Consider the following 21,259-nt stretch of genomic DNA (forward strand, 5'->3'; position numbering starts at 1 on the left):
GGGGTTATTCATCAACCCTCGTGGCTGAAGTAGCGGCCGAAACGGTTGGCAAGGAAATCATCGAGCGAAACCTGTTCCTGCCGGATATATCCCTTGCCCGCCAGTTTGCCGGTCAGGACCATATCCATCACCGCACAAAGCCCGGCCGACGTCGTGATCTGGATCGCCGACCAGTTCCTGCCACCGATTGCCGTGCCATGAACCTTGCGGATAAAGTTTTCCTCGCAAAGCTCGCCATCGCGGGTACCAATTGCATCGGCAAAAATCACGATCACGTCCTGACTTGTGATCGGTAGCGACTTTTCAAAGATCTCCTTCATCAGATCGGGGCGCTTGCCAAGCCCAAGGTCTTCGATCAGGATTTTCAGGATTTCCTGATGCCCGGGGTAACGCACGGTCTTGTAGTCAAGGTTTTCGACCTTGCCTTCCAGCATGTCACAAAGCGCACCGACCCCGCCCGATGTATTGAATGCCTCGTATTCGGTGCCATCGATGGTGAAACGCTCATATCCTTCAAGCGGCAGAACCTCGATCCGCTTGCCTTTATGGATGGCTTCGCACGGGTTCAGATATTCGTTGATCAGACCATCTGTCGACCATGTCAGGTTGTATTTCAACCGGTTGGTCGGGTTTTGCGGCAGGGCACCGACACGAAGACGCAGGTTCTGAACGCTATCAAACCGCTTGAACAGATCATGGGCCGCGATTGAAATAAAGCCGGGTGCCAGACCACATTGCGGCACAAACGCCCCATCGGCATCCTTGGCAATATCACGAATGGCACGGGTGGTTTCAACATCTTCGGTGACATCAAAATAAGATGCGCCAACACTGCGCGCCACACGCGCAATCGCGACATTAAGGTAAAACGGACAGGTCGACAGGATTGCATCATGGCCTTTGGCCACATCCGTCAATGCCGCCTCGTCGGTGACATCAACCTTGACCAGCGTTGCCGCATCATCCTTGGCACAAATTTCAAGCATATGCCCGTTGGAATCTGCCAGCGTCACCGCATATTCGCCACTTTCACGCAGCATGACAGCAGCAATACGACCGATTTTACCTGCCCCAAGGATCAGAACTTTTTTCATTTCAGCAAACTCCCATTTTGACGCCTTTGACCGCATATGATGCGTGGCCCCGCCTGATTATGGCCCTGATAACGTTATTATTATGCTGTCTTGATGGTCTTCCGCTGGACTGCCGGTTACAACCCGGCGATACTGTCATTTCTCATGATTTAACCGTTAAAATCACGGGCTACACCGATGAAACGTAACATTGATGACATTGATCGCCGCCTGATCGCCCGGCTGCAACAAAATGCCCGCACCCCGATTGCGGCCCTTGCGCGTGATGTCGATCTGTCACGAAGTGCTGTTCAGGAACGCCTTGAACGCCTTGAAAAGGCAAAGGTCATAACCGGATACACAATACAGCTTGGCGAACAAGCACGGGCGCTTTTGCTTGCCGAAGTCATGATACAGGTCGAACAGAAACAGTCTGCCGGGGTGGTCGGCGCGCTTCAGAAAATAACCCACTGCATTCGGTGCCTTGCGATTTCCGGTGAATATGACCTGATCGCCGAAATTGCCGCCGACACATCCGAAGAACTTGATACCGTTCTTGATCAAATCGGGGCCTTGCCCGGAATTAAACGCACGGCAAGCTCAATCATCCTTTCCACGAAATTTGATAGACGATAAACTGCCCCCGGGTTGGGGAGCCTCTGTTCGGGAATTTTCAAAAAATTGGCTGAAAAACGCAGATATTCCGTCCTGACTGTTCTGCTTGCCGGGTTTTCTGTCACCAGCATTCTTGGTGTCGGTATTGCCCTTTATGTCGGACTTGGGGCCGCCTATCAAAACACCCGCAACCTTTGGGTCATGCTTAGCGATCTGGACCTGACATCGGTCCAGCGAACCATGCATGAACGGATGGACAATGTGGGTAAACGTGCGGTCTGGGTCGCCGATCAGGTGGCAAGTGGCGCTCTGGATCCAAGCTTTCAGTATGGCTGGAACAATGCGATGCGCGCACTTTCGGCATCGCAAATCGATGTGATGGCCTATGGTCTGATTACCGGCGACCGCCAGTTTATCGGCTATAATCCCGAAAATATGAGCGAAATCCGCCGTACATTGCCCAGCGATGATGTTATTTTTTCAGAACTGGCGCATTTGCGTGGACCAACGGCTAATCACACCGGTTTTCCACGATGGGACCCCTATTTCAAGCAGACAGTGATTGCTGATTGGATTCCATTGTTTGCGGACGGTCGCTACGTCGGAACATTCATCCAGTATCTGTCACTGTCAAACCTGTCCAACAGCCTTATCCGTGGGCGCGAGGACTTGCCGGGTGTTCCGTTTATCCTGATCGCCGGAAACCGTGTCATGGCCCATCCACGTCTTCGTGAATGGGGCGATAGTGCTGCATCTGCACTGGTAAATGGCGCGGATATCGCACGCAGCCCTATTCCCCTTCCGACGATCAATGATATCGGTGATCCGGTTCTGGCCAATATCGGCAAGTCCGAGTCCATTGATATTGGCGATGAAAGCAAAAAACGCCCCGAAGCCAAAAACCTTCGCCTGTCCGGCCTTGATCTTGATGGCCGCTATTCGATGATCGTCACCAAACAGATGATGAATACCCCCTTCTCGCCGATCATCATCGGGATCCATTTCGAAGAAGAACTGTTCGATGACGAATGGAACAGGCTGGTTCTGGCATCGGTGATGGGCGGGACTGTTTTGTTGCTATCGATCATCGTTGCCGTGATCATTGCCCGTCACTTTACCAAACCGATCCGCCGTTTTGCCGCTGCCGCCCGGGCATTTGAGGAAGATGGCATCGAAAACCACGATTTCCCCGACCTTAAAGGCAGCCGTATTCGCGAATATGATGATGCCGCACGATCATTCAATCACATGATCAAGGCCGTCCATGACCGCGAACGGATCAGCAGCCTGTTTGGTAAATTCCTGCCGGCCTCCATTGCCCGCAAACTTCTGGCATCGGGAACCGATTCCGGGGTTCTTCCGCCGCAGCAGTGCGAGGCAACGGTCCTGTTTGTCGATATCGAAGGCTTCACGACATTATGTGAAGAACTTGAACCGCAACAGATCATTTCGATGCTCAATGCCTATTTTGATTGCGCGACCAGCATTATCGAAGAACATGGTGGCATCATTACCCAGTTCCAGGGTGACGCAATTCTTGCGGTATTTAACGCCTTTGATGAATTGCATGACCATGCCGATGCGGCCCTTGATTCGGCCCTCGCCATTCAGCATGCCGTCGAAACCCGCCAGTTTGACGGACTTTCCATTCATTGCCGCTGCGGGGTGAATACCGGGCGCATGATCGCCGGGAATGTCGGTGCAAGTGCCCGCCTGTCCTTTACCGTGCACGGCGATGCCGTTAACACCGCATCGCGGCTTGAACGGGAAAACAAGGAACTGGGAACCCGCATCCTTCTATCAGACAGCACCCGCGATCTCCTTTCCGATCCCGAGCGGGTGGTAAAAGCCGGACAAATCCAGTTGCGTGGCCGTCATACCGAAACCCTAATCTATACCTGCCGGAATTGACCCACGCGATATTCTTTTCATTGCGTTCAATCATCAGTAAGCTTTGCCGATAACCCGGAAAGACAAACCGGGCCATTGGGGGCATACGGGGAATATGATGACCAAACCCAGGGGGCGTTTTTCGATACTTGGCGTATTGCTGGGCGCGTTTTTTATGACCAGCGTACTCGGTGTGGGGCTTGCACTTCGCCTTGGCCTTGATACGGCTTATGACAACACCCGCAATCTATGGATTGCAATGACCCATGCCGACCTGAAAGACGCGCAAAATGCCATGCGCAACCGGATCGAACGGATGCAACGCCGCAATATCTGGGTCGCCCGCGAAGTGGCAAATGGCGATCTTTCACCCGATGACACTGCCATCTGGGACAATACCCTGGCGGCCCTTGTGACCAATGAACGCGATGTGACCGCCATCGGGATTCTGATGCCCGATGGTCGTTTCCGGTGGTACGACCCAAAGACGGACAGGACTGTCTCGCGCCAGGCCGATCCCCAGGAAGACATCATCGCCCGATCCCTGATCGCCTTTGGCCCGGGCCAAAGCATCACGCAGTTTCCACGCTGGAACAGCCTGGTCAATCAGGTCGTGATCACCGAAATGATCCCGCTGTTTCAAAGGGGGGAATATATCGGATCGCTTGTGCAGCTTGTATCACTTGGCGATTTTTCACGTGATCTGAAAACGGATCCGACAGAGGCCGGACGCACGCCATTTGTCATCGTCAATGATCATGTCATTGCCCATCCCGCCTTGCCCGACTGGCACCAGTTGCACCCGCCCGCAAATATTGGAACCGATGATGTTCTTGGCGTCCTGCCCCGTATCGACGACCTTGCCGATCCGGTTCTTGCACAGATGGACCAGTGGCAGACATTTGATTTCAACGACGGCCGAACACCTGATGGAACCAATGGTTCGACGGCCTCTGCACTCGAAACCGCGGGCGGATACCACGTTATCATCACCCGGAAATTTGAAGAATCGGCAGGTCTTCCAATTGTAATGGGCATGCATTTTGATCCGACCGTTTTTACCCGCGAATGGGAACGCCTGAAGCTCGCGACACTGATCGGAACGGCAATCATGGTTCTTGCGATCATACTGGCCGTCATGATCGCGCATTATTTCACGCGCCCGCTGAAACGGTTCTCAGCCGCAACAAGGCAACTTGAAACCGGCATGCTTGACGATCTGCCGATCCTGCCCGGCAGCCATATCATCGAATTTAACGATGCATCACGATCATTCAACAATATGGCCATCACCCTGCGTGACCGCGAACGCATCGGACGGCTGTTTGGCAAATTCCTGCCAACGGCCATCGCCCAGCAATTGCTGGCCTCTGACGATGACACCGGCAATATCCAATCCCGCCAGTGCGAGGCATCCATCCTGTTTGTCGATCTGGTCGGCTTTACGACCCTAAGCGAAAAGATCGCCCCGCAGCGGATCGTCACCATCCTGAACGCCTATTTTGCCAAGGCAACGGCAATCATCGAACAAAATGGCGGCATCATTACCCAGTTTCAGGGCGATGCCATCCTTGCCGTGTTCAATGCCTTTGACGAGGTGCCCGGTCACGCCGATGCGGCGGTGCGAACGGCAGTCGCCCTGCAAACGCTGGTTCATAATGAACTGTTTGACGGTGAAGAACTGCGCTGTCGCTGCGGGATCAATACCGGCCTGCTGGTCGCGGGAAATGTCGGGGCGCCGGACCGTCTGACATTCACCGTACACGGCGATGCGGTCAACAGTGCAGCCAGACTGGAAGCCAAGAACAAGGAACTCGGCACGCGCATCCTGATCGCAAGCACCACATTCGATCAGCTTTCAGACCCGTCACAGGCCCGTCTTGCCGATGAAATTCTGCTGCGCGGACGCAGCGAAACAACCGCTGTCTATACCATTCCGATAGATGGCATTGATTAAGAAAAGGGTTGGCAAGCCGCAAAACACAAAACGCCGCATTGGATAAACCGATGCGGCGTTTTGTAAAACCTGAGAGAACAAGGTACCGGGAATTAACCCTGGCGCGCCTTGAAACGCGGGTTCTTTTTATTGATCACGTATACGCGGCCACGGCGGCGCACGATACGGCAGCCTTTTTCCCGCAGCTTCGCGGATTTCAATGAGTTCCGGATCTTCATAATAGTAAACCTTAGAAACTTGGCCCCTTCGAGGAAGCCGGAAAATAGAAGTACACCCAGCCCCTGTCAACACCTAAAACAGGTTGCAGCGACAGAATTCCGGACAAAGTCCATTCCTTCGTCGCCCGCCGTAGACATGAAACAGGGCAATCACCTGATCGTTGCGTAGAACCGATAAAAGGCTAGCGTTCCGTTTTCAAGCATTTTTACGCGATTCATCCACATTTCCATCTCTGGCACCAGATATGTCAGCACATCCGGGTCCAAACCGCTGTTCTGGATATCTGCCAGCATCGCCATCCAGGCTGCTTTGATATGACTGACATGCACATCCGTCTCGTCCTTGGCGATACGGATATCGAATTTCAGCTTGCCCAACACCTTTTTGTATTGGTCAGCCGTCCATGGAAACGGTTTGAAGTCTTCGTACTTTGCCCAATTGGCCACCTCATCTTCGTGGCCCTCGGACGTCAGGACATAGTCGGTCAACAATATCTGGCCGTGATCACGCAGCGTTTCCGCCACCGAGACCAGCAAGACATCCTTTTTTTCGATGTGGAAAAGATCGCCAAACGAATAAACCACGTTGAAATAGGCTTTGCGCAAATCGGGGTTGGCCGGATCAAAGACCTGCACCGGGACTTTTTTCTGAACTCCGGCCTGCACGGACCGCTCCATCCCCAGCAACGCCAGTTCGCCATCCCGCTCGTAGGCAGTTACCCAGACACCAAGCTTATCGGCAAGCAAACGCGCAACCCCGCCAAGCTTCGCCCCGATTTCAAGGCAGCTCAGCGTCTCGTCAAGTGCAAGCGGCTTTGCCAGTTCCAACGCATAATCATGACCACCCGGGATCATGATGCCACGATCAAACAGCTTGGCATAAAGCTTGATTCGTTCCGGTGGCCAGCGACCGATTTCATCATCAAGGTCAAGCTCGCCCAGTTCCGGCTCAATCGGCCGGGCAAGAAACAGGCGCATTTTATGAAGCCACGCCCGGTAATCATCGATTTCTTTTTGCAGAAGATAATATTCGACCGGGTTGTCATACCCCTGCCAACGCGCACGAAGCTTTGTTGCAAGGCTCAGACTGTGACCTTCGGGCATCACGAATTCCGCCATATCACCACCATGACCACCATTGTGATCAAGGACATCGCCGTCATGGTCGGCATTGCGTTGCCAGAATTTAAGTTTCAAGGCGGATACTCGCTAAGCGGTTCGCAGATAAGCGGATCAATTCTTGCAAAATATGGCAAATACGCAAAAGTGACAACGTGTTAAGATTTCAATCATATGATCCCAGCATCGATACGAATATAAAGTGAATGTGATTTAACCTGCCCGGCTTCGGGACAATGTTTATGTGCGGGATGCCTTTTCACGAATGAGCCAGGATCACCTCGGGATCTATTATCGCCTGCTGAAAATTGCGCCGGGCGCCAGCGCAAAGGAAATCAAGCTTGCCTACCGCAAGCTTGCCTTTGAATTTCATCCCGATCGCAATACAGATATCGATGCCGAGGAAAAATTCAAGGACATCACCGAAGCCTATGAAATCCTGACCGGTGCGCGCAAGGCACCGCCAAACCCATCACGTAACGGTAAAAACGGTACCGGCACAAATGATGGCACAGCCGGCAAACAGCAAAACGGCCCCTATGGCCCACAGGCCGCCGGTGCCCAAAACGCCAATTCGCAACAACGCACCCGTCAGGGTTTTGCCGGTACAGGGCGCAAGGCCGAAACCAACCGCGAAAGCGAAGAGGAACGCTTTGCCCGCGCCAACGAAGCATATCGCCAGCAGCAGGAACGCAACGCGGCACGCAAATCAAACATCCATCCAGGCGCCAAGCGCCACGCAAAAGCACGCGCCAAGCCCGATCAGGCCGGTTTTGTCCGCTGTGCCGTGACAGAAGTCGTATCCGCCCAACCCCGCATGGTTGAATTCACCATTGTGCGCGGTTTTCTCAATTCCCTGAAAATCGAAAAAATCACCGCCAACCTTGCTCCCAAAGGGGCAAAACGCATGGCGCTTAAGGCCAGTTTCAAAACATGGTTGCGCGGTTTCTGGGGCTGGCGCAGCTTCATCCCGGCATGGCGCGCGATCATCGGTAATATGCGCGGCGGCACCCTGCCCGCAGAGGGCAATGCAAAACTTCTGTTCACGCAGGCCACCGCGTTCGAACGCAGCGGAAATAAACCCCTTGCCCGGGCCGTGTTGTTACAAGCCAGTGATTTCATCGGCACCAACCGGTCGGTACTGGCCGAACAGATCCGCGCCAATCTGCGGCGTCTGGATGACGGAAAACCCCTTCGCCGGGTCCGTAGCGAATGGAAACAGGCCGGGATGCTCGATGCCCTTTTGCATCTAAGCCCCCTATTTGTTGCCATTTTCTGTTTGCTGGTGGCGTTTGGACCGGGGCAAGGCTTTGTCAGTCACGACATCCCGCAACTTGTTGCCGACAAGACCAGCGAACTGACGCGATCCGTCGAAAAGCTGATCGGCGAAGATCGCGATCCCTATTATATCGACCGTGATCTTCTGAACATGCGCGAAGGCCCCGGCATCGAATATCCGGTCATGCGGCGTCTGGCACGCTTCGAAACTGTCTATGTCGACGGACCAAGCGAGGATTTCTGGATTGAAATTGAAACAGCCCTTGGCGAAACAGGGTTCGTCAATCTGGATGCGCTGGTTCCCGGAAGCGGTGCCAAGGCCCGCGATGAATGGTGCGCTACAAACAGTTGCGACTGACCGCGGATACGATCAGTCGCAAAAGAAACTCATTTGATATGGCCTGATGGAACCGGTCAGTTCTTGACCGGAACCGCCTTCAGTGCAGCCAGAAGATAATCCCAGAAACGCAGGACACTTGGCACATGGACGCATTCGTCCGGGCTATGTGCGCGTTTGATGGTCGGGCCAAATGAAACCATATCCCAATGCGGATATTTAGAGCCCAATACACCACATTCAAGCCCGGCATGAATGACCCGGATTTCAGGGTCTTTGCCAAACATGTCGCGATGAACCGCTTTCATCATATTGACGACTTCGCTATCCGCGTTCGGTTTCCAACCGGGATAGGCATCGCCCCACTTCACCGTCGCACCGATATTTTCAAACACCGATGTCGCAACCTCGCGCAGGGCATCCCGCGCCGAATTGATCGAACTGCGTGCCGAAAGGGTCACATCCGCCTTCCCATCGGCCAGTTTGACAATCGCCAGATTGATCGACGTTTCAACCACACCTTCAACACTGGTGCTCATGGCGTGAACACCGTTCGGTGCCCCGACAACCGCGTTATTGAAACGTTTGGAATCCGCTGCACTCATCGCTTTTGCTGGCAATGCGACATCTTTGGCTGCGATGGCAAAATTCGGCTCAATCGCGCCGATCTCGTCTTTGACCTCGGCGGCAAAGGCGCTCAGCGCGCCATCAAAGGCCGATGCCTTGTCGGACGGCAAAACAACCGTTGCAAAGGATTCCCGCGGGATCGCATTGCGCGCCGTACCGGCATTGATGGTCACAATCCGCGCACCAAGATCACGAATGGCGGTGCGCAGGAAACGCGCCATCAGCTTGTTGGCATTGCCAAGGCCCAGAATGATATCAATGCCCGAATGGCCGCCCTTAAGCCCGGTCAGGGCAATTTCACGCGCGACCTGCCCGCCTTCAACCGCTTCGGGGGTATAGGCAAAACTCGCGACCAGATCACCACCGCCGGCACACCCCACACAAAGCTCGTACTCGTCTTCGGTATCAAGGTTCAGAAGGATTTCGCCCTTAAGCCGCCCCGGCTCAAGGTTCATCGCACCCGTCAGGCCGCGTTCCTCATCAACCGTGAACAACAGTTCCAGCGGACCATGTTCCAGATTATCTTCGGTCATGAACCCCATCATGGCCGCCGCCCCGATGCCATTATCCGCACCAAGAGTGGTATTGTCGGCCGTGATCCATTCACCATCCATGATCATACGGATCGGGTCGGTGTCGAAATTGTGGGTCGATCCGCTATTGGCCTGGGTCACCATATCGACATGGGCCTGAAGGATGACCATCTTGCGATTCTCGAACCCCGGTTTGGCCGGAATGGAAATGACAAGGTTGCTGCCGCTGTCGCGGAAATGGGCGAAACCCTTGGCATCGGCCATCTTTTCCAGAAGCTGCAAAACGGCTTCTTCCTTGGTCGACGGGCGTGGGGTATCGCAAAGCTTCTGGAAGTTTTCCCAGATTGCGACCGGGGCAATTTTGCTGATCTCATTCACGGTGGCGCTCTCCTGTATCGTTTATTCGCGGCATTTATCGCGGGTGCCCCTGCTGCTTAGCGCATCGGCACCGCAATTTCCAGATCGTCTACGGGTTTTTACGCAACCCAGTGACAAATGATTGGATTGATATCTAGTCGATCCCGACAACATTGCTGCGCCGTTCAAGCAGCAGCACATCGCGCCACTGCCCCTGCATCGGGCCATATCCCATCCGGCCAAATCCGCTACGCTGGCAAAGAATCTCGAACCCGTGTTTTCGATGAAGGGCAACACTGCCAGTATTTTCCGGGAATATTCCGGCCTCAAGCGACCAGAAACCGTTCTGTTCCGAACCACGGATCAATGCGTTCATCAACGCACTTCCGATGCCCCGCCCTTGGCATCGCGGATCGACATAAACCGATACCTCCGAAACACCGGCAAAGGCACAGCGCCCCGAAACAGCAGACAATCCCGCCCAGCCCGTTACCTGACCTGCCTCATCGACGGCAACATACCGGCATTTCGTCAAATGCCCGTGATCCCAGTCGTCCCAGCTTCCGCCGTTTTGTTGAAAGGATGCATGGCCGGATTTCAGTGCCCGGTCATAGATATCGACAACAGCATCACCGTCCGAAGACAGCATTTCACGAATTGTCATCTTTCTCCTGCCCGATTGCGCAAAGCGCGAAGATAATTCACGGAAATTCAGTTGTCGATATCATCATCGAAGGTCAGGAACCTGATCGTGTCGCGACCGGCTTCCTTGGCGTCATACATCGCGCGGTCCGCCACCAGCAACGCCTGCTCCAGTTCCACAAACTGCCCACGCAGTTCCCCGCCGACAGTTACACCGAAACTGGCCGTGATGGTCACCATCTCGTTGCCTGAAGCACCGACAGGGATTTCGATGGCACGGATCATATTGGCAAGCCGTTCCGCAATACGCTTCGTAACCGCCGTGGTTGCAGATGGCAGCAGGACAGCAAACTCTTCTCCGCCCAGACGCACGACAAGGTCATCATCACGAAGCGCCTGCCGCAAGGTGATGGCAATTTTCTCAAGAACCCTGTCACCAACGGAATGGCCATAGGTATCATTGACGTATTTGAAATAATCCAGATCCAGCACCACCAGCCCGAATTGCCAGACCTTGCCTTTAAGCAGGCGAATTTCGCGAAGACGGCTGACAGCGGATTCAAATCCGCGCCGGTTCAGCGCCCCGGTCAGCGGATCGGTCGAAGCAAGCGCGTCAAGATGCTGCTCCTTGCGCTTGTGGCTGGAAATATCCAATGCCGAAACCATCACCCTGCCATCTTCCATCAGGTTCATGCGAATATCAGCGTGAGAACCGGACGGGGTTTCAACACTATCGACATTGGCGTGCCCGTGGCCACCTTTGATCATGGATGCATACAAATTGCACAAAATCGAAATATCAAAGACCGGATCGTCATCTTTGTTTTGTTGTTCTTCGCCAAACAGGCGGGCAAATTCACGATTGAAGTTCGTAACATTCTGATAGACATCAAGCATGGCAACAGCCGATGGCACCATGCGGATGACCTCGGTCACGGCTTCTTCAAGCCCGGCCTTGGTTCGCATCAGGGCTTCGTTCATTTCGACTTCTTCGCGCACGTCATGTGCCGTGGTCAGGATTGCCGGGCGTCCGTCGTGCCACAAAATCCGCTCGTCGGTCAGATCGCGCCAGACCGTGCTGCCATCATCAAGAATATCGCGCACACGATGACGTTCGCCTTCACGCGCGCCGTGTAAAATATCAGCAACATGTTTTATCGCCCGATCCCGATCCGCTTCGGGAATAAACCGCAAGATATCGGGTTTTTCCATGAATGCACTGGCATTGTGCGCCCCCATCAGGCAGGCAAAGGCATCATTGACATAAAGTGCCGTCATGTCGCGATGGACCATCACGCCGATAAAGGATCGTCCCAGCATGTGATCGACCTGCATGGCCGTCGTGCCGTTATCAATCAGCTGTGCAGTGGTTAGAACCGCGTTGTCATCGCCCCATTCGACGGTTTCGTCGCTGATCTCCATCCAGACCGGGGTTCCATCGGTGCGGATGTTATAGACCTTTTTCCAACCGTGAAAACCGGTCGAATCCTGGAACTTCGCAACAAGCTTGCTGGCTTCGTAGTGGAAACTGGGCGGGATATACTGGCGCAGATCGGGCTCCGCCATGAAATCCTTAACGTCTTTTCGGCCAAGCATTTTCGCATAGGCGTCATTGACATACACAGCGTTCAAATCCCTGTGCACGACAACTCCCACCCGCGACCGCCCGTAAAGACGCGCGATTTCAGTCGGTTCGAATCGCATCAATGCCCCATCTTCCCCGCCAATGCGATCTAACGCGCTACCTGTCCGGTTTGGCAGCGTTCATTCCGCGCGCTAATTGATCAGATTTTACACTACATTAAAAATTATTAAAATACGGCACTTGGCCTCACACCCTTGCGAATAGTTGCAGTGCAACCTGAACGGTTTCGGCTAATCACCCCCTCACGGGAGGCGCGCATCAACCGCAAAGTGGCTCTGCCCTCTTCTCTTCACAAATCTGATGTGAAACCATGAGATATATGTTGTCTCCAGAATGATAATTCCAGAACCACCACCGGACAGAATTTATGAAACACAACAATAATTACGAAATCATTCGCCGCACACGCGGTTGGGACGGCCATTTCAAACTTGATGTATATGAATTGCGCCATCACCTTTTTGACGGCGGTCAAAGTGCGGTTTTGCAGCGCGAGGTTCTTGAACGCGGCCATGCCGTCGCGGTCCTGCCCTATGACCCGGTGCGTGATGAAGTTGTTTTGATCGAACAATTCCGCCCCGGCGCCATTTCGGTTCATCAGCGCTTCCCTGAAATGCCGCTTTGGCTGACGGAAATTGTCGCGGGCATCGTCGAGGATGGCGAGGAAATGGAAGATGTCGCGCACCGCGAAACCAAGGAAGAATCCGGTTGCACCATCATCGGCGACCTGGAACTGATTTCGCGTTACTATGTCACCCCCGGCTGTTCGAGCGAGACAGTCACCATGTATTATGGTCGGGTCGATGCGTCGGGTGCCAATGGCCTGCATGGTCTGGAAGAAGAAGGCGAAGACATTCGCGTTTATACGGTATCGTCCGATGAATGCTTTGCCATGTTGCGTGACGGACAACTCTGCAATGCAACGGCGACGATTGCCGTTCAGTGGCTGATGCTCAATCGCGACCGTATTCGCCGGGAAGCCGGGGTTTCCGGTCCATGAGTGCGGTTTTGGGATGTGAATTAATTAACACACAAATTACGTGGTAATTTTTAATCCATCTTGACTTTTGTGTATAAAAGACCCAATCAACAGGTAACAAAACACATTCTAACCACGCTTGGAGTCTGTCATGGACATTCGCAATGGCACCATTGAAGCCATTGGCCGCACCCCGCTTGTGAAACTCAGAAAGGTTTCCGAGCTGACGGGCTGCACCATTCTGGGCAAGGCGGAATATGCCAATCCGGGCGGATCGGTCAAAGACCGCGCTGCCCTTGCCATCATTCGTGACGCGGAAAAACGCGGCCTTCTGAAGCCCGGCGGCGTGATTGTCGAGGGCACTGCGGGCAATACCGGCATCGGTCTTGCCGTGGTCGGCAACGCGCTTGGCTATCGCACCGTGATCGTCATCCCCGAAACGCAAAGCCAGGAAAAGAAAGACCTGTTGCGTTTGCTCGGTGCCGACCTTCGCGAAGTCCCCGCCGTCCCCTATCGCGATCAGAACAACTATGTTCACGTTTCGCGCCGTCTGGCCGAAGAACTGGCAAAGACCGAACCGAACGGGGCCATCTGGGCCAACCAGTTCGATAACGTCGCCAACCGTCAGGGCCATATCGACACCACCGGCCCCGAAATCTGGGAACAGACCGACGGCAAGATTGACGGCTTTATCTGTGCGGTCGGTACCGGCGGGACACTTGCCGGTGTGTCGATGGCGCTCAAGGATCGCAACAAGGACATTCAGATCGGTCTTGCCGATCCGATGGGGGCTGCCCTTTACAGCCACTACAAATTTGGCGAACTGAAATCCGAAGGAAGCTCGATCTCCGAAGGCATCGGTCAGGGCCGGATCACTGCCAACCTCGAAGGCATCGATATCGATCACCCGTTCCAGATTTCAGATGATGAAATGCTGCCGATCGTCTTTGACCTACTCAAGGAAGAAGGGCTGTGCATGGGTGGCTCGACCGGTATCAACATCGCCGGTGCGGTTCGCCTGGCACGTGAACTCGGCCCGGGCAAAACCATCGTCACCATCCTGTGTGACCTTGGCACCCGCTATCAAAGCAAACTGTGGAACCCGGCCTTCCTCAAGGAAAAAGGCCTGCCGAGCCCAGATTGGCTCTAAGCACGCCTGTAACCAGCGATCAGACAGAAGCCCCCGCCCGATAGCGGGGGTTTCTTTTTGTCTGTGTCAGGCAACGGCCTCAGCCCGTCTTGCGGCCTGCCAAAGGTAAGTCCCGCAAATCGCCGCCCCAATCAGAAGCGCCCCGGCAAACGCCGCCACCGCGTCCCAGCCGCCATGCGACCAGAACCAGCCGCCAACCGATCCCATGATGCTTGAACCCAGATAATAGGCCAGCAGATAAAGCGATGACGCATGGCCCTTGGATTGTTTCGCCATCCGCCCGACCCAGCCACTTGCCACCGAATGGGCCACGAAAAAGCCGCTGGTCAGGACCATGATCCCACCGATCATGCCCCAAAGGCTGGAAAGCAGGGTCAAGGCAACCCCAACACCTGCAATCAGGATACCCGACACCAAAACCGGGCCCCGGCCGATCCGGTCGGACATGGCACCGGCAATGGAAGACGTCACCATCCCGCAAAGATAAACCACAAAAATCAGACTGATCTGCCCCTGGCTCAGGTCATAGGGGGCCGCGGATAAACGGAACCCGGCATAATTATACACCGTCACAAAACAGCCCATCGCAAATGCCCCGATCAGGAACACGAATGGCAGGCCGGGATGGCGCAGATGCCCCTCCCACGCGCGGATATGATAGGATAATTGAAAACCGGGGCGGCGCACGAAATTGCGCGATGCCGGCAACAGGATGACAAACCCAAGGGCAGCCAGCAAACCAAGTGCCCCCATCGCACCAAGGGCCAGATGCCAGCCAAACATATCGGTCAGAATGCCGATCACCACGCGCCCGCTCATCCCGCCAAGTGCGGTCCCGCTGATGTAAATTCCCATCGTGGTGCCAAGGCCGCGCGGATGCATTTCCTCGGCCAGATACGCCATCGCCACCGCCGGAACCCCACCCAAAATCAGGCCCTCAAGCGCACGCACCACCAGGAATGCATGCCAGTCGGAAAGCAACGGCGCAATCAGGTTCAAAATAGACGCGCCGCACATGGATGCAAACATCAATTGCTTGCGCCCGAATGCCTCGGACACCGCCCCGGCAAGCAGGATGGCAAAGGCAAGAAACCCGGTCGTCAGTGACAGCGCAAGCGAACTGGATGCCGGGCTGACGGCAAAATCGCGCGCCAGTTCCGGCAATAGCGGCTGAACACAGTAAATCAGCGAAAAGGTCGCATACCCCGCCAGAAACAGCGCCAGACTGATCCGGCGAAATTCCGGCGATCCCGGTTCGGTATAAACCGGCTCGGCCCCGGCGGCGGCTGGCTTGATATCATCATTGGCAGCCTGCGCTGCGGGGCTTTTCGCCCGATAGGCACTCATATTCCGGCCTCGTTTTGAAGAATTCTGATCTGACCGAAAGGATTGCAGCTTTCTCGATATCGGTCCAATATATGTCACAGTCATTTTCGATATGTTTTGGAGATACCGGATGGAACTGCGCCATATTCGATATTTTCTTGAAGTCGCCCGCGAGGGGAACTTTACCCGTGCCGCAGCCCGCATCGGCATCGGTCAACCGCCGCTAAGCCAGCAGATCCGCGATCTTGAAACCGAAATCGGCACCCAGCTATTTCACCGCGTCCCGCATGGCGCGGAATTGACCGAGGCCGGGATTGCCTTTCGCGATATCGTGCAGCATTTCCCCGAACTGGCGGAACGCGCCATCCGTGCCGCCCGTCGCGCCGGTCGCGGTGAAATCGGCTCGATCCGGGTGGGCTTTACCGCATCCGCCGCCTTTAGCCCCAGCGTCCCACGCGTTTTCCGTGATTTCAGGCGCGCCTATCCCGGTGTTGAAATGACGCTGGAAGAAAACAATTCCGCCCGCCTTTTGAATGCGCTGATGGATGAACAGCTTGATGCCGTCTTCCTGCGCCAAGGTGCTGCCAACAGCGATGCCATCAAACTGCATCGCCTGAAATCCGAACCGATGCTGATCGTGCTTCCGGCGGGTCATCCCGCCGCCCGGCATGAAACGGTTGCGCTCGAAACCCTGCGTGACGATGCCCTGATCCTGACCCCGCGCCAGGTCGGACCAACCCATTTCGATATCGTCGTTGCCGCCTGCCGTGCCGCCGGGTTTGAACCGGTCATGGGGCAAAGTGCACCGCAATTGGGCTCGGTGATCAACTTTGTCGCCGCCGAACTCGGTTTCTCGCTCGTCCCCGCCGCCATGGCACAATTGCAGGTCAATGGCGTCGTCTATCGCAAGGTCGCGGGCGATGTCCCGATGGCGCATCTCGCACTGGCCTATCGCAGCAACGATATCTCGACCGTACTGCGCAATTTCGTCAGCCGCACGCTGAATGCCCATCGCGCAGAAGATCAGGAAAACGACCTGAACAATTGAACCTTATTTATTTTTATCGATCACACCGCAAATTGCATCGACGGCCTGATCCACCGTCATCTTTGCCGTATCGATAATCAGATCAACCCCGTGCCACGGCTCGTAATAACGGCCAAGGACCTTGTCCCAGTCGGGCTGATGCAGGTTTTCAATGTCACAGGGCCGGGTTTCGACACGGTGGCGATGTTCCCCCGGATCGGAACAGATCAGTTCAATCTGCACATAGGGTTTTTCGGCCCGCTCTGCTGCCAGTCGCCATTCGCTTCGGGTTTCTTCAACCGAATTGACCGCATCGCCAATCACCGTCAGGCCGAGCTTAAGGTTATCGGTCGCCTGCCGGTTGGCAACCATATAGCCGACCGGGCCGATATCATCGGGCAAAACCCCGGCATCAAGGATCGCCTGCTCTATCGTGTCGATCCGAAGATGCACCGCACCGATTTTTTGCGCCAGTGCGCGTGCAATGGATGTCTTGCCAACACCGGGCAAACCGCCAAAAATGATCAGCATATTCTATCCTTTCTCCGGCCCTGACCCTAAAACCGACACTCCCTGACTGGCAAGCATCTGATTTTGGGCTAGATTAATCCCAACACTGAAATCCGGCGCGCCGTTTTCGGCCTGCGCCCAATTGGGATTATGCCTATGCCCCGTTTTTCCGTTCTTGATCTTTGCCCCGTGAACGAGGGTGAACACCCGCGCGATGCGCTTCGCAATACGCTTGAACTGGCCCAGCATGCCGAAAAGCTCGGCTTTCATCGTTACTGGCTGGCCGAACATCACAACATGCCCGGCATCGCCAGTGCCGCAACCTCGGTTGTCATATCCCATGTCGCGGCGGGCACCAAAACCATCCGCGTTGGTTCAGGTGGTGTCATGTTACCCAACCATGCGCCATTGGTGATTGCCGAACAGTTCGGCACCCTTGATGCGCTGTATCCCGGCCGTATCGATCTTGGCATCGGGCGCGCACCGGGAACCGACCAACGCACCGCCGCCGCCCTTCGCCGTGATATGCACGGGACCGAGGAACGCTTTATCCAGGACGTGCTTCAGGTTCAGCAATTCCTCGCCCCCCTTGAAGGCAATCCGCCAATCCGGGCGGTTCCGGGTTATGGTTCCGAAGTCCCGATGTGGCTTCTGGGCAGCAGCCTGTTCTCCGCTGATCTGGCGGCACGTCTTGGCCTGCCCTTTGCCTTTGCGTCACACTTTGCGCCCGATATGCTGATGGATGCATTGTCGCTGTATCGTCACCGGTTTGAACCAAGCAAACAGCTTGATGAACCCTATGCGATTGCCGCAATGGGCTTCTTTGCCGCCGATACCGACGAGGAAGGCGAATTTATTGCCACCTCCATGCAGCAGCAATTCCTGAATTTGCGGCGCGGTTCACCCGGTCAGTTGCCCAAACCGGTCAAATCGATGGATGACATCTGGAACCGGGTGGAAAAGGCCGGGGTCGATCATGCCATGCGCTGTGCCGCAATCGGCTCGCGCGACACGGTTCGCAAAAAGCTGCGCGATTTCATCTATATGACCAAGGCCGATGAAATCATGGTCACTGCCAATATCTTTGATCACGCAGCACGTCTGAAATCATTCTCGATTGCCGCAGAATTGCGTGACGAACTTGAAACCGAACAAACCGCGCAAAACTGCGCCTGAAACAATTAATCAGACAATAACCGGGCTCGACTGAAACCAGCCGAGCCCGGTTTTGTATTTCATCATACGAAATGCCATAACTGTTTTCTTGCGCTTGCAGAAGCACTGGGACAAGATGTCGGCCCGGTTGGAAAATCAACCGCAACACATTGTTCCAAAAGGTTTTGGCTCGCCCCCATGACAGACTTCCTTCTGGCTGCCCTGCCAATCGCCACCATTCTGTTTCTGATGATCAAGGCAAACTGGGGCGCGGCACGCGCCGGTGCGGCCGCATGGTTCGTCACCGTTGCCATCGCCATGATCGCGTTTGGTGCGCCGACCGATATGCTGATCATCGCGCAGGCCAAGGGCGTGATGCTGGCCCTATACATTCTTTATATCGTCTGGGCCGCCCTGATCCTTTATTTCGCTGCCGAAGAAGCCGGTGCCATCAAAACCATCGGGCGCGCCATCCGCCAACTGACCGATGACCGCCCGCTGCAATTGCTGATCCTTGGTTATGTGTTTGCCACCTTCTTGCAGGGCGTCGCGGGGTTTGGTGTGCCGATTGCGGTGATCGCGCCACTTTTGCTTGGTATGGGCTTCTCGCCGGTGATCGCCGTTGCCGCCCCGATGATCGGCCATAGCTGGTCGGTGCTGTTTGGCAATATGGCGACTTCTTTCGAGGCCCTGATCGGCGTGACCGGCATTCCCGGCACCGAGCTCACGCATTATTCCGCCATTCTGCTTGGCCTGTCGGGCTTTACCTGTGGTGCGGCGGTTCTGTGGCTGGATGGTGGTTTTCGCACCGTGCGCCGCCGGATTGTGCCGCTTGTGCTGATTGCCGGTGTGATGGGTGTCGTTCAATATCTGATGGCGAATTACGGCGTCTGGACATTGGGCGGACTGACCGCCGGGATTGCCGGTCTTGTCACCTCGATCATCGTCACCCGGTTCTGGAAACCCCATCCCGATGACGTCACCGAACCAAACGGGGATGACGATCATCACCACATGCCTTTGATCGAGGCATTGACCCCTTACCTGGTCTTCATGGTGATTGTCGGTCTGGCAACCTTTGTCCCCTCGGTCGAGGATTTCCTGTCGGGCCTTCGCCTGACATTCGATTTCCCGGCAATCTCAACCGATCTTGGCTGGAACATCGACGCCGAAAGCGCCAAACCGATTGCCATTTTCGGCCATCCCGGCGCGTTGCTGCTTTATACCGCCGCCATCAGCTTTGCCTTCTTTAAAATTCGCGGACGCTATGACAACGGCATTGCCAGACGCATCTGGCAACGCACGGTCAAAAGCGGCCTTCCGACCAGCATCGGCATGGTGCCAGTCATAGGCCTTGCCATCATCATGGATCATGCGGGCATGACCTATGCCTTGGCCGAAGGCGGTGCTGCGCTGTTTTCCGGCTCCTTTGCCGTCGCCTATCCGGTGGTGGCCCCGGCCATCGGGGCGCTGGGTGCCTTCATGACCGGCAGCACGAATAATTCCAACGTGGTCTTTGGCATGTTCCAGCGCCACACCGCCGAACTTTCGGGCATTTCCACCGCCCTTGTTCTGGCCGCACAGGCGACCGGGGCATCGCTTGGTAGTATGCTGGCCCCGTCAAAAATTCTGGTCGGCTGTTCGACCGTCGGACTTTCGGGCAAGGAAGGACCGGTTTTATCGGTCGTGCTGAAAACCGGTGTGCTTCTCACTGCCCTTTGCGGCTTCATGGCGCTGGGCCTGTTGCTGATTGCGATGATCGGGGGATAAGACCATGAAAAACAAGCTGTTCAATCCGGTCTTTCTGTTTCTGGCGTCCCTGATCCTGCCGCTGGTCGCGTTTGAAGCCCTGATAAACGAAGATGCCGCACTTTCCGGTATCCTGTCAGGCATACCGGTTGACATCCCTGTGGGCGGCATTCTGTTTGGCCTGTTTGCGGCCGTCATGGCGCTGATTGCCATCAAGAAATAATACGATCCCGGCCCGATATCAGGGCCGGAACATCGCAAGCTTGATCCCGAACGCAATAAACACGCTGCCGGTCACGGCCTTTAACGCCCGCTGGAACGATCCACTGCGCGCCACGCCTGTCAGGCGCGATAACAGAATGATCATCGCCGAAAACCAGATGACATTGATGCTGGCATGCACACACACCAGCATGAAGGCCGATGTAATCGCCCCGTCACCGACCGGAATGAATTGCGGAAATGCCGCAAGATAGAAAATCGATACCTTGGGGTTAAGCGCATTGGTCAGAAACCCTTCGCCATACGCCACCAGAAGCGTCCTGCGGCGTTTGGCCGGGGCCACTTCGGCAACGGTTTTAACCCCGCGCCACGCCTCGCGCAGCGCCTTGAACCCGACCCAGCAAAGATATGCCGCACCGGCAATCTTCACCATCATGAACAATTGTGCCGACTGCACGAGGATCACCGAAATCCCTAAAATCGACAATGTGCCATGCAGGTAAAAGGCGGTCACGAAACCGGCAACATTGGCAAAACCTGCCGCACGGCCCGATGTCGGAACGGTTTTGGCAATCAGAACGCCATTGGGGCCCGGTGACATCACCAGAAGGGCGGTGACAAGCGTAAAGCTGACAAACTGTGTCCAATCCATCGGAATGGCTCCATAAAAAGGGTGGCCACGAAACTATAGATGGATTGTAAAAACCGGCAAGCGCGCGATTGTACCGATACATGACAATCGAAAAGGCAATTTAAAAGGTCGACAAAAAGACGGGGCTCAATAGTCCGCTTTTGCGCACCTCGCACTGTTTCCTATCCATAAAACGCAATGGATATCCACTTCGCGCAG

General features: G+C 55.2%; 19 protein-coding genes. 10 read left to right on the forward strand and 9 right to left on the reverse strand.

What is annotated here, in order from left to right:
* Window positions 1-11: 11 nt before the first annotated feature.
* Window positions 12-1,094, reverse strand: coding sequence for a saccharopine dehydrogenase family protein (locus tag ABIE64_RS07600; protein WP_071241443.1), 1,083 nt, complete (start codon window positions 1,092-1,094; stop codon window positions 12-14).
* A 177-nt stretch (window positions 1,095-1,271) separates the two neighbouring features.
* On the opposite strand from ABIE64_RS07600, the gene ABIE64_RS07605 reads away from it, so the two are divergent.
* The 3 genes from ABIE64_RS07605 to ABIE64_RS07615 all read left to right on the forward strand — a co-directional run bounded on the left by ABIE64_RS07605 (window position 1,272) and on the right by ABIE64_RS07615 (window position 5,535).
* Entirely contained in the window at window positions 1,272-1,709 is a 438-nt protein-coding gene (locus ABIE64_RS07605; protein WP_037988527.1) for an Lrp/AsnC family transcriptional regulator, read from the forward strand.
* Between the two features lie 45 nt (window positions 1,710-1,754).
* Window positions 1,755-3,599, forward strand: a complete 1,845-nt coding sequence (locus tag ABIE64_RS07610; protein WP_354377034.1) for an adenylate/guanylate cyclase domain-containing protein — start codon at window positions 1,755-1,757, stop codon at window positions 3,597-3,599.
* 154 nt (window positions 3,600-3,753) lie between these two features.
* Window positions 3,754-5,535, forward strand: a complete 1,782-nt coding sequence (locus ABIE64_RS07615) for an adenylate/guanylate cyclase domain-containing protein (RefSeq protein WP_354377035.1) — start codon at window positions 3,754-3,756, stop codon at window positions 5,533-5,535.
* Window positions 5,536-5,627: 92 nt separating this feature from the next.
* Here ABIE64_RS07615 and ykgO read toward each other — a convergent pair whose 3' ends face one another.
* A complete protein-coding gene (gene ykgO / locus ABIE64_RS07620; RefSeq protein ID WP_007090004.1) occupies window positions 5,628-5,753 on the reverse strand; it encodes a type B 50S ribosomal protein L36 in 126 nt (41 codons plus the stop codon).
* Between the two features lie 150 nt (window positions 5,754-5,903).
* A complete protein-coding gene (locus ABIE64_RS07625) occupies window positions 5,904-6,950 on the reverse strand; it encodes a methyltransferase domain-containing protein (protein ID WP_037988530.1) in 1,047 nt (348 codons plus the stop codon).
* Window positions 6,951-7,137: 187 nt separating this feature from the next.
* On the opposite strand from ABIE64_RS07625, the gene ABIE64_RS07630 reads away from it, so the two are divergent.
* Window positions 7,138-8,508: a DnaJ domain-containing protein gene (locus ABIE64_RS07630; RefSeq protein WP_007090006.1), complete on the forward strand. Its 1,371-nt coding sequence runs from the start codon at window positions 7,138-7,140 to the stop codon at window positions 8,506-8,508.
* 56 nt (window positions 8,509-8,564) lie between these two features.
* On the opposite strand, the gene ABIE64_RS07635 is transcribed toward ABIE64_RS07630, so the two are convergent.
* The 3 genes from ABIE64_RS07635 to ABIE64_RS07645 form a co-directional block, all read right to left on the reverse strand.
* On the reverse strand, window positions 8,565-10,025 hold the full coding sequence (locus tag ABIE64_RS07635; RefSeq protein ID WP_037988532.1) for an aminoacyl-histidine dipeptidase: 1,461 nt from the start codon (window positions 10,023-10,025) through the stop codon (window positions 8,565-8,567).
* Window positions 10,026-10,158: 133 nt separating this feature from the next.
* Window positions 10,159-10,668 carry a GNAT family N-acetyltransferase gene (locus ABIE64_RS07640; protein ID WP_354377036.1) on the reverse strand — a complete coding sequence of 170 codons (510 nt, stop codon included), beginning with the start codon at window positions 10,666-10,668 and terminating at the stop codon, window positions 10,159-10,161.
* A 47-nt stretch (window positions 10,669-10,715) separates the two neighbouring features.
* Entirely contained in the window at window positions 10,716-12,350 is a 1,635-nt protein-coding gene (locus tag ABIE64_RS07645; protein ID WP_354377037.1) for a sensor domain-containing diguanylate cyclase, read from the reverse strand.
* 308 nt (window positions 12,351-12,658) lie between these two features.
* Here ABIE64_RS07645 and ABIE64_RS07650 point away from each other — a divergent pair, with 308 nt between their 5' ends.
* Both ABIE64_RS07650 and ABIE64_RS07655 read left to right on the forward strand, forming a co-directional pair.
* The gene (locus ABIE64_RS07650) at window positions 12,659-13,291 is read left to right on the forward strand and encodes an NUDIX domain-containing protein (RefSeq protein WP_354377038.1); all 633 of its coding nucleotides are present in this window, start codon (window positions 12,659-12,661) and stop codon (window positions 13,289-13,291) included.
* A gap of 130 nt (window positions 13,292-13,421) precedes the next feature.
* Window positions 13,422-14,420 carry a cysteine synthase A gene (locus ABIE64_RS07655; protein ID WP_007090011.1) on the forward strand — a complete coding sequence of 333 codons (999 nt, stop codon included), beginning with the start codon at window positions 13,422-13,424 and terminating at the stop codon, window positions 14,418-14,420.
* A gap of 66 nt (window positions 14,421-14,486) precedes the next feature.
* On the opposite strand, the gene ABIE64_RS07660 is transcribed toward ABIE64_RS07655, so the two are convergent.
* Entirely contained in the window at window positions 14,487-15,767 is a 1,281-nt protein-coding gene (locus tag ABIE64_RS07660) for an MFS transporter (RefSeq protein ID WP_354377039.1), read from the reverse strand.
* Between the two features lie 109 nt (window positions 15,768-15,876).
* Between ABIE64_RS07660 and ABIE64_RS07665 the strand changes: the two genes are divergently transcribed.
* Window positions 15,877-16,794 carry a LysR family transcriptional regulator gene (locus ABIE64_RS07665; RefSeq protein ID WP_354377040.1) on the forward strand — a complete coding sequence of 306 codons (918 nt, stop codon included), beginning with the start codon at window positions 15,877-15,879 and terminating at the stop codon, window positions 16,792-16,794.
* Between the two features lie 3 nt (window positions 16,795-16,797).
* On the opposite strand, the gene ABIE64_RS07670 is transcribed toward ABIE64_RS07665, so the two are convergent.
* Entirely contained in the window at window positions 16,798-17,304 is a 507-nt protein-coding gene (locus tag ABIE64_RS07670; protein WP_354377041.1) for a P-loop nucleotide/nucleoside kinase family protein, read from the reverse strand.
* A gap of 135 nt (window positions 17,305-17,439) precedes the next feature.
* Here ABIE64_RS07670 and ABIE64_RS07675 point away from each other — a divergent pair, with 135 nt between their 5' ends.
* The 3 genes from ABIE64_RS07675 to ABIE64_RS07685 all read left to right on the forward strand — a co-directional run bounded on the left by ABIE64_RS07675 (window position 17,440) and on the right by ABIE64_RS07685 (window position 20,410).
* Window positions 17,440-18,459 (forward strand): LLM class flavin-dependent oxidoreductase, encoded by a 1,020-nt coding sequence (locus ABIE64_RS07675; protein ID WP_354377042.1) that lies wholly within the window; start codon window positions 17,440-17,442, stop codon window positions 18,457-18,459.
* Window positions 18,460-18,636: 177 nt separating this feature from the next.
* A complete protein-coding gene (locus tag ABIE64_RS07680; RefSeq protein WP_354377043.1) occupies window positions 18,637-20,208 on the forward strand; it encodes an L-lactate permease in 1,572 nt (523 codons plus the stop codon).
* Window positions 20,209-20,212: 4 nt separating this feature from the next.
* Window positions 20,213-20,410 (forward strand): hypothetical protein, encoded by a 198-nt coding sequence (locus tag ABIE64_RS07685; RefSeq protein ID WP_063092882.1) that lies wholly within the window; start codon window positions 20,213-20,215, stop codon window positions 20,408-20,410.
* An 18-nt stretch (window positions 20,411-20,428) separates the two neighbouring features.
* On the opposite strand, the gene ABIE64_RS07690 is transcribed toward ABIE64_RS07685, so the two are convergent.
* The gene (locus ABIE64_RS07690) at window positions 20,429-21,061 is read right to left on the reverse strand and encodes a LysE family translocator (RefSeq protein ID WP_114094383.1); all 633 of its coding nucleotides are present in this window, start codon (window positions 21,059-21,061) and stop codon (window positions 20,429-20,431) included.
* Window positions 21,062-21,259: the final 198 nt, after the last annotated feature.

Source organism: Thalassospira sp. MBR-102 (assembly GCF_040549275.1).
GTDB classification, from domain to species: domain Bacteria; phylum Pseudomonadota; class Alphaproteobacteria; order Rhodospirillales; family Thalassospiraceae; genus Thalassospira; species Thalassospira xiamenensis.

Excerpts from the sequence above, each read along its gene's own strand:
- ABIE64_RS07615 (WP_354377035.1), top strand. The coding sequence starts at position 3,754 with ATGACCAGCGTACTCGGTGTGGGGCTTGCACTTCGCCTTGGCCTTGAT.
- ABIE64_RS07690 (WP_114094383.1), bottom strand. The coding sequence starts at position 21,061 with ATGGATTGGACACAGTTTGTCAGCTTTACGCTTGTCACCGCCCTTCTG.
- ABIE64_RS07605 (WP_037988527.1), top strand. The coding sequence starts at position 1,272 with ATGAAACGTAACATTGATGACATTGATCGCCGCCTGATCGCCCGGCTG.
- ABIE64_RS07675 (WP_354377042.1), top strand. The coding sequence starts at position 17,440 with ATGCCCCGTTTTTCCGTTCTTGATCTTTGCCCCGTGAACGAGGGTGAA.
- ABIE64_RS07645 (WP_354377037.1), bottom strand. The coding sequence starts at position 12,350 with ATGCGATTCGAACCGACTGAAATCGCGCGTCTTTACGGGCGGTCGCGG.
- ykgO (WP_007090004.1), bottom strand. The coding sequence starts at position 5,753 with ATGAAGATCCGGAACTCATTGAAATCCGCGAAGCTGCGGGAAAAAGGC.
- ABIE64_RS07655 (WP_007090011.1), top strand. The coding sequence starts at position 13,422 with ATGGACATTCGCAATGGCACCATTGAAGCCATTGGCCGCACCCCGCTT.
- ABIE64_RS07650 (WP_354377038.1), top strand. The coding sequence starts at position 12,659 with ATGAAACACAACAATAATTACGAAATCATTCGCCGCACACGCGGTTGG.
- ABIE64_RS07670 (WP_354377041.1), bottom strand. The coding sequence starts at position 17,304 with ATGCTGATCATTTTTGGCGGTTTGCCCGGTGTTGGCAAGACATCCATT.
- ABIE64_RS07630 (WP_007090006.1), top strand. The coding sequence starts at position 7,138 with ATGAGCCAGGATCACCTCGGGATCTATTATCGCCTGCTGAAAATTGCG.
- ABIE64_RS07680 (WP_354377043.1), top strand. The coding sequence starts at position 18,637 with ATGACAGACTTCCTTCTGGCTGCCCTGCCAATCGCCACCATTCTGTTT.
- ABIE64_RS07660 (WP_354377039.1), bottom strand. The coding sequence starts at position 15,767 with ATGAGTGCCTATCGGGCGAAAAGCCCCGCAGCGCAGGCTGCCAATGAT.
- ABIE64_RS07685 (WP_063092882.1), top strand. The coding sequence starts at position 20,213 with ATGAAAAACAAGCTGTTCAATCCGGTCTTTCTGTTTCTGGCGTCCCTG.
- ABIE64_RS07600 (WP_071241443.1), bottom strand. The coding sequence starts at position 1,094 with ATGAAAAAAGTTCTGATCCTTGGGGCAGGTAAAATCGGTCGTATTGCT.
- ABIE64_RS07665 (WP_354377040.1), top strand. The coding sequence starts at position 15,877 with ATGGAACTGCGCCATATTCGATATTTTCTTGAAGTCGCCCGCGAGGGG.
- ABIE64_RS07640 (WP_354377036.1), bottom strand. The coding sequence starts at position 10,668 with ATGACAATTCGTGAAATGCTGTCTTCGGACGGTGATGCTGTTGTCGAT.